The following is a 5,973-nucleotide window of genomic DNA, read 5'->3' as shown; positions in this document are numbered from 1 at the left end:
CGCCGTCCCATCGCCCACCGTGGCGGCGGGCGCCGCGGGTCACGCGTGAGCCTGACCCCGGGCCCACTCCCGCACTCACCCGAAGGGATGAGGTAGGGCATCGGGGTGCAGCGCGGACTCCATCCGTTCGTCCGCCGGCAACCGGCGGACCGCCGGCGCGACCACCCGCATCACCACCGTGTCGCGGTTCATGGGCAGGTCGAGCGTGGTGGGTACCGCGACGACGTCGTCACCTCCGTACTCGGCCAACACCGAGGTGACCTCCGGACCCGGCTGGTCGGATTCCTCGACGAGTCCCGGTTCGTACGCGGTGCTGCCCTCGAGGAGCACGGCCAGGGAGTCCTGGTGGTGGTAGGCGTGCACCGAGTGCTGGATCGGGTCCAGCGGCGCGCGGTCGGCGCGCCCGCGGAGGGCGGCGAGCGCGGCCGCCGCCGCGCCGGTGCGCATGCTCCACCGCACCATCAGGGCCTCGTAGACGGCGACACCGACCGCGGCGACGAGGCTGTCGTCCTGGAGGGTGGCGACGGCCCTCGCGCCGAAGCTCTGCCGGCCGCCGTCCGCGTCGGTGAGCGCGACGGCGACACACCCGCTGCCCTCCGGACCGGGGATCAGGAAGGCCGTGCAGCGCAGCTCCAGGGTGCTGATCGGCCGCCGCAGGTCCTCCGGGACGAACGTGTCGGGCAGCACCATCCGCACCGCGCCGTCGTACCAGGCCCTGGCCAGGAGATCCCGTTCCAGGATCTCCAGCGCCGCGTGCCGGACGGCGCTGATCGGGTCCTGGTGGGCGGCCAAGCCGGGGGATCCGGCCAACAGCAGCCCCCGGCACTGGGGCGGGGGGCGGTGCCGGAGGAAGACCGCGGAGGCGGGGACCAACACCTCGTCGCCCTCGATCAGGGAGAACCCCCGCACCCACAGCATCAGGGCCTGCCGCCAAGCGGTGTCGGTGATCTCCGGCCAGGAGAGCGGGTCAAGGGCAAGCCTGCCGGATCTGCGCAGTTCGTCGAAGCTGGCGACGATGTCCGCCCGCTGCTCCTCGACCCTGGCGGACAGGATGTTCTGCATCCGCTCCAACAGTTCCGACCGGGCTCGGGGCGTCGCCTCGTCGGCGGACGGCCCGGCGGCGGAGCCGATCACCACGGGAGCGCCGGCCGCCGCCGAGGTCGGCCCGAACGCGTCCGTCCGCGCCGCGGTCCGCGCGAACACCACGTTGTCGCAGTCTGGGAAGGGGCGGAACACCTGCACCGGCCACGAGGCCGGCCTGGGTCGTGTGAGGCGTCCGGCCGCGGTGGTGGTCGGTTCACCCGTCGTCATCGGTTGCCTCCTGGATTCGGTGCTGCTGCGTGCCTGTCATCGCCAGGTACGTCGTCGCCCACCGGGGTCCACGCTGGCCGGGAACGCGGACGGCGGGCGCGCCCCGACCGGTGGGTGCTGGGCGGCCCCGGGGCGGGGTTCGGGGTGGGCAGGCGGCCAGGAGGAGCACGGGGCGGAACCCACGACGCGGCCCGCCCCGTCGGGGGCACGCGCCGTGCGCCGTGGGGCGTCGCTGCCGGCGGAGGTCGCGAGGTCCTGCCGTGGCCTGGGTCGGAACGGCCGCCTGCCGTGGGAAGTAGCTCATCGGTTCGCCTCCCCCGAGCCGTGCTCGCGCGAACGGTCGGAGCCGGTCGTGGGACCCGGCACCGGGACCGCGTCCGGGGCGTTGGTACCGCCGGGTGGCAGCGGGAGCGCCCCTGCTACCGGTGGTGGTTCGGATTCCCGTCCTCCCCCGGCCCGGATTCGTACCCACCGAGATCACTCGTCCCGGACAACTCGACTATCACCGATCAGGGCGTCAAGAACAATGCGTCTGGTGACAATGCGACCTCATGGAGTAGTGGCGGGTGGTTGAACGGGCCGGGGAAGCGGAACCGGGCCGCCGTGCCGGGCGGCGACCATTCGGTGACGCGGCGACGAGTTCGACGTGAGGACCATGTCGGTCTCCGATTCTGGCCGGCTGCCGGCATCCGCCCGCGGAGTCGTCACGGTGCGTGCCGATCCGGATGTTCGGCGTGGAACGGAACGTGCCGCGGCATCCCGCCCAGGACGGTCCCGGGAAGTCGTCTGACCCCCGATGGCCGCCCTGACCTGGCCCGATCCTCGAGTGCTGCCGAGCAAGGCGCGTGAGCGCGGAAGACGCGGAAACGTGGAGTGGCGGGGAAGGCATCCGGCGGGGGGCGAGCGCCGGTGACGTTGTGTGCCGACAACCTCGGAACCCCGATCGGCGCGCCGCTGACATCGTCGGCGGCGCGCCCCCGAATTCCCCGGTCGTTCATTGGGTCACGGCCCGTCTACGCATAGTGTGCCCTTCCAGGGAGTGCTCTTCGTGGGAGGCAGTTGTGCTCGATGCGCTGGACAGGGCCGAAACGGCGGCGGACGACGTGAGGGGGGCGTCGGAGAACGACATCCTCGTTCTGGTCGAGAAGGGGAGCCACGCGCTGAGCTTCTACGACACGGACACGGGACATCGGGTGGGTACCGTGGAGCTCCCGGCGTTTCCGCACGAGATGGTGGTGGACTCCCGCCGGCGGCTCGCCTACGTCGGCCACTACGGCGTGCGGATGTCCTCGGACTCGGGTACCGGGGGCTCGGCGGTGTGCGTGGTGGACCTGGTGGCCCGCGAGCTGGTCCGCACCATCGACACCCAGCCCTTCCACCGGATCCACGGCGTCCGGTTGGACTCGGAGGACCGGTTGTGGGCGCTGAGCGAGTCCTCGGCGGTCCTGCTCGGCTTCGACGAGCCCGAGCGGGACACCGCACCGAGCAGGGCGGTGCCCACCGGAGGCGTGAAGACGCACCTGTTCTCGCTCACACGGGACGGCAGTCGGGCGTACGTGACGGGGCTGCTGTCCCACACGGTGAGCCTGGTCCGTCCGCAGGACCCGACAGCGGGGCCGGAGTTGATGAACCCCGGTCTCATGCCGGAGGGGAGCTGCCTGAGCCAGGACGAACGCACCCTGTACGTGGGGTCCCGCCGGAGCGCGGAGCTGGTGGCGGTGGACGCCAACACCCTGGAGGTCCGGGAGTCGGTGCGGGTCGAGGGCGACCCGCTGCGGGTGTACGCGGTGTCCGACGACGAGCTGTTGATGACCGACGTGGCCGGGAACAGCGTGCTCCTGCTGACCGGGGATCTGCGCCCGATCGAACGGATCTCGCTCTCCGGGCCCCCGTCGGCGGTGTCCTTCCACCCTGACCAGCCGCTGGCCTACATCTCGCAGATGGGTGACGACAGGGTCAGTGTCCTCGACCTCGAGGCGCGGGAGATCGTCGGCGGTTTTCCGGCCAGGACCGAGCCGGACTGCTCGGCGTTGCTGCCGAGGCAACGCGGCTAGGCGGGACCCCCGGGGAGGCCGGTGGCGGTCCGACCCACCCTGACGCACCCTGGAGTACCAGGACGGACGAGGTGGGCGGTCAGCGATGTGCGGTGGACGGGGGAGACGGTGAGCAGCGCCGCGCTGCCGCGATCGGGCCGCGTTCCCGACGACACGACCAGTTTCGTGGGACGACGGCAGGCGGTCAGCCAGGTCAGGAAACTGCTGGCCACGTCACGGCTGGTCACCCTGACCGGTGTCGGCGGGGTCGGGAAGTCGAGACTGGCGGTCTCGGTGGCGCGCCGGCTCCAACGGGCGTTCCCGGACGGGTGCTGGCTGGTCGACCTCGACCGGTTGACCGACCCCGGGCTGTTGGACACCGAGGTCAGCGCGGAACTGGGCGTCTTCGACCAGTCGGGCCAGAACCCCCGGGAGGCGCTGCTGTCCCACCTGCGGGGGCGGCGGTTGCTGCTGGTCCTCGACGGCTGCGACCGCTTCGTCGAGGAGTGCGGGGCCCTCGTGGCGGAGGTGCTGGCGGAGGCTCCCGAGGTCCGGGTACTGGCCACGAGCAGGGAACCGCTGCGGGTGGCGGGGGAGCACATCTGGCCGGTCCCCCCGCTGGACGTCCCCCGTTCCGGCCGTACGGGCTCCGGCCAGCGGGAGGCGGTGCTGCTGTTCGAGCAGCGCGCGGCCGCCGTCCTCCCGGGCTTCCGGGTGGACGAGAGCAACCGGGACGCGGTGGTGCGGCTGTGCCAGCGGCTCGACGGTCTGCCGCTGGCCATCGAGCTGGCGGCCGGGCGGATGCGGACCCTCTCGGTGCACCAGGTGCTGGCCAGGTTGGAGGACCGGTACGCCTTCCTCACCGGTGGGGACCGCTCGGCGTTGCCCCGGCACCAGACGTTGCGGGCGGCGATCGAGTGGAGCTACGACCTCTGCGACGCGCGGGAGCGGGAGCTGTGGGCCCGGCTCTCCGTCTTCGCGGGTGCGTTCGAGCTCAGGTCGGCGGAAGAGGTGTGTTCCGGGGACGGTCTGCCCCGGGGGGAGGTGTTCGGCGCGCTCGCCGGCCTGGTCGACCGCTCGGTACTGAGCCGGGAGTGGAGCGTCGGCGGCTCCGAGGCCCGGTACCGCCTGCTGGAGTCGATCCGCGAGTTCGGCCGGGAGCACCTGGACGCCACCCGGCTGCGGACCCTCCGTCGACGTCACCGCGACCACTACCTGGACATGGTCAGCAGGGATGCCGAGGAGTGGTTCGGCCCCGGGCAACGGGACCGGATCGCGAAGCTCGCGGCTGACCAGTTCAACCTGTGGGCAGCGTTGGACTTCTGCCGCACCGAACCCGGTGAGGCGAGAACGGGTCAGCGGTTGGCCGCGCTCCTGGCGTTCTTCTGGATCGCCCTCGGGCAACTCCGGGACGGGCGCCACTGGTTGGACGGCCTCCTCGCCGAGGACGAGACGCCCAGCCACGACCGGACCCACGCGCTGTCCATCGCCGGGATGATCACCGCGATGCAGGGCGAGACGACAGCGGGTTTCGCTCGGGCCTGGCGCGCCGCCGAGGAGGCCCGGGAGGCGGGCGACACCGAGGCCCTCCACTACGTCGACCACTCGGTCGGCACCACGGCGATGTTGGACGAGCGTCACGAGATCGCGGAGGAGCACCTGGTCCGCGCTGTCCGATCGGGGCGTGAGGACGGCCGGTGGACGGGGCTCACGGTGATGGCTCTGCCGAACCTCGCGGTGAACTCCCTGCTCGGCGGGGACGCCGACCGGGCGGTGCGGCTGTGCGACGAGGCGGTTCGCCTGTCGGACGAGCACGGTGACGAGTGGTGCCTGTCCTGGTCACTGTGGGTGACGGCCCTCGCGCGCTGGGCGCGCGGTGAACTGGCCTCGATTCCCGACATCATCCGCCGGTGCGTGGAGATCAAGCAGAGTTTCGGTGACGTCCTCGGCATCGTCCACGCGCTCGAACTGCTGGCCTGGGTGGCGGCGGCGCGCGGGGAGCACCAGCGGGCCGCGGTCCTGCTGGGCGCCAGCAGGCGGCTGTGGCGGCCGTTGGGTGTCTACCTCTTCGAGCTCGCCCCGTACGTGCGGTGGCACCGCGAGTGCGAGGAGAGTTCCCTCGCCGCGTTGGGCACCCGCCGGTTCGACGCCGGCGCCGCACGGGGAGAACGTTTCGACCTCGCCGAGGCGGTGGACTACGCCCTGGGCCGCTCACCCTCCACGCGGCGAGAAGCCGGGGGCGAACCGGCCGTCCTCACCCGGCGGGAGTGGGAGGTGGCCCGGCTGGTGGCGGAGGGTCTGTCGAACCGCGCGGTCGCCGAGCGGCTGGTGATCAGCCGGCGGACCGCCGAGACGCACGTGGAACACATCCTCGGCAAGCTGGGGTTCCGGTCCAGGACGCAGATCGCCTCCTGGGTGGCGGAACGCCCGGCGGGTGGTGATGGGCCGGGGGCGTCCGGGTAGCCGGGCACCGGACGCCCCCGGTCGTCCCGGCGCGCCACCGGTGGCGGCGCGGCCCGCCCCCGTGGCCGGCACGTCTCGGGTCGGGGGGTCCAGAGACGTCGGGGGAACCGGCGTGCTGGTGCTCTGTCGGGGGGAGGGCACCAGCGGGGCGGGGCGGATCGGGGCT

The 5,973-nt window shown here is 72.6% G+C and carries 3 protein-coding genes; 2 read left to right on the top strand and 1 reads right to left on the bottom strand.

The features are described 5' to 3' along the window. Positions 1–75: 75 nt before the first annotated feature. The gene (locus tag ACTIDRAF_RS0217165) at positions 76–1,311 is read right to left on the bottom strand and encodes a YcaO-like family protein (RefSeq protein ID WP_016699961.1); all 1,236 of its coding nucleotides are present in this window, start codon (positions 1,309–1,311) and stop codon (positions 76–78) included. A 1,061-nt stretch (positions 1,312–2,372) separates the two neighbouring features. Between ACTIDRAF_RS0217165 and ACTIDRAF_RS0217160 the strand changes: the two genes are divergently transcribed. Together ACTIDRAF_RS0217160 and ACTIDRAF_RS0217155 are read left to right on the top strand one after the other, a co-directional pair. After that, positions 2,373–3,365 (top strand): YncE family protein, encoded by a 993-nt coding sequence (locus ACTIDRAF_RS0217160; protein ID WP_016699960.1) that lies wholly within the window; start codon positions 2,373–2,375, stop codon positions 3,363–3,365. A gap of 108 nt (positions 3,366–3,473) precedes the next feature. Further along, on the top strand, positions 3,474–5,807 hold the full coding sequence (locus ACTIDRAF_RS0217155) for an ATP-binding protein (protein WP_026066206.1): 2,334 nt from the start codon (positions 3,474–3,476) through the stop codon (positions 5,805–5,807). The last annotated feature ends 166 nt before the right edge of the window (positions 5,808–5,973 follow it).

It is taken from the genome of Actinoalloteichus spitiensis RMV-1378, from assembly GCF_000239155.1.
Lineage (GTDB): Bacteria > Actinomycetota > Actinomycetes > Mycobacteriales > Pseudonocardiaceae > Actinoalloteichus_B > Actinoalloteichus_B spitiensis.
The sequence above is the reverse complement of the archived record's forward strand: the minus strand, read 5'-3'. Positions and strand labels throughout refer to the sequence as shown.

What these genes read in the sequence shown, in the direction of transcription:
- ACTIDRAF_RS0217165 (WP_016699961.1), bottom strand. Translation starts at nt 1,311, where the DNA reads ATGACGACGGGTGAACCGACCACCACCGCGGCCGGACGCCTCACACGA.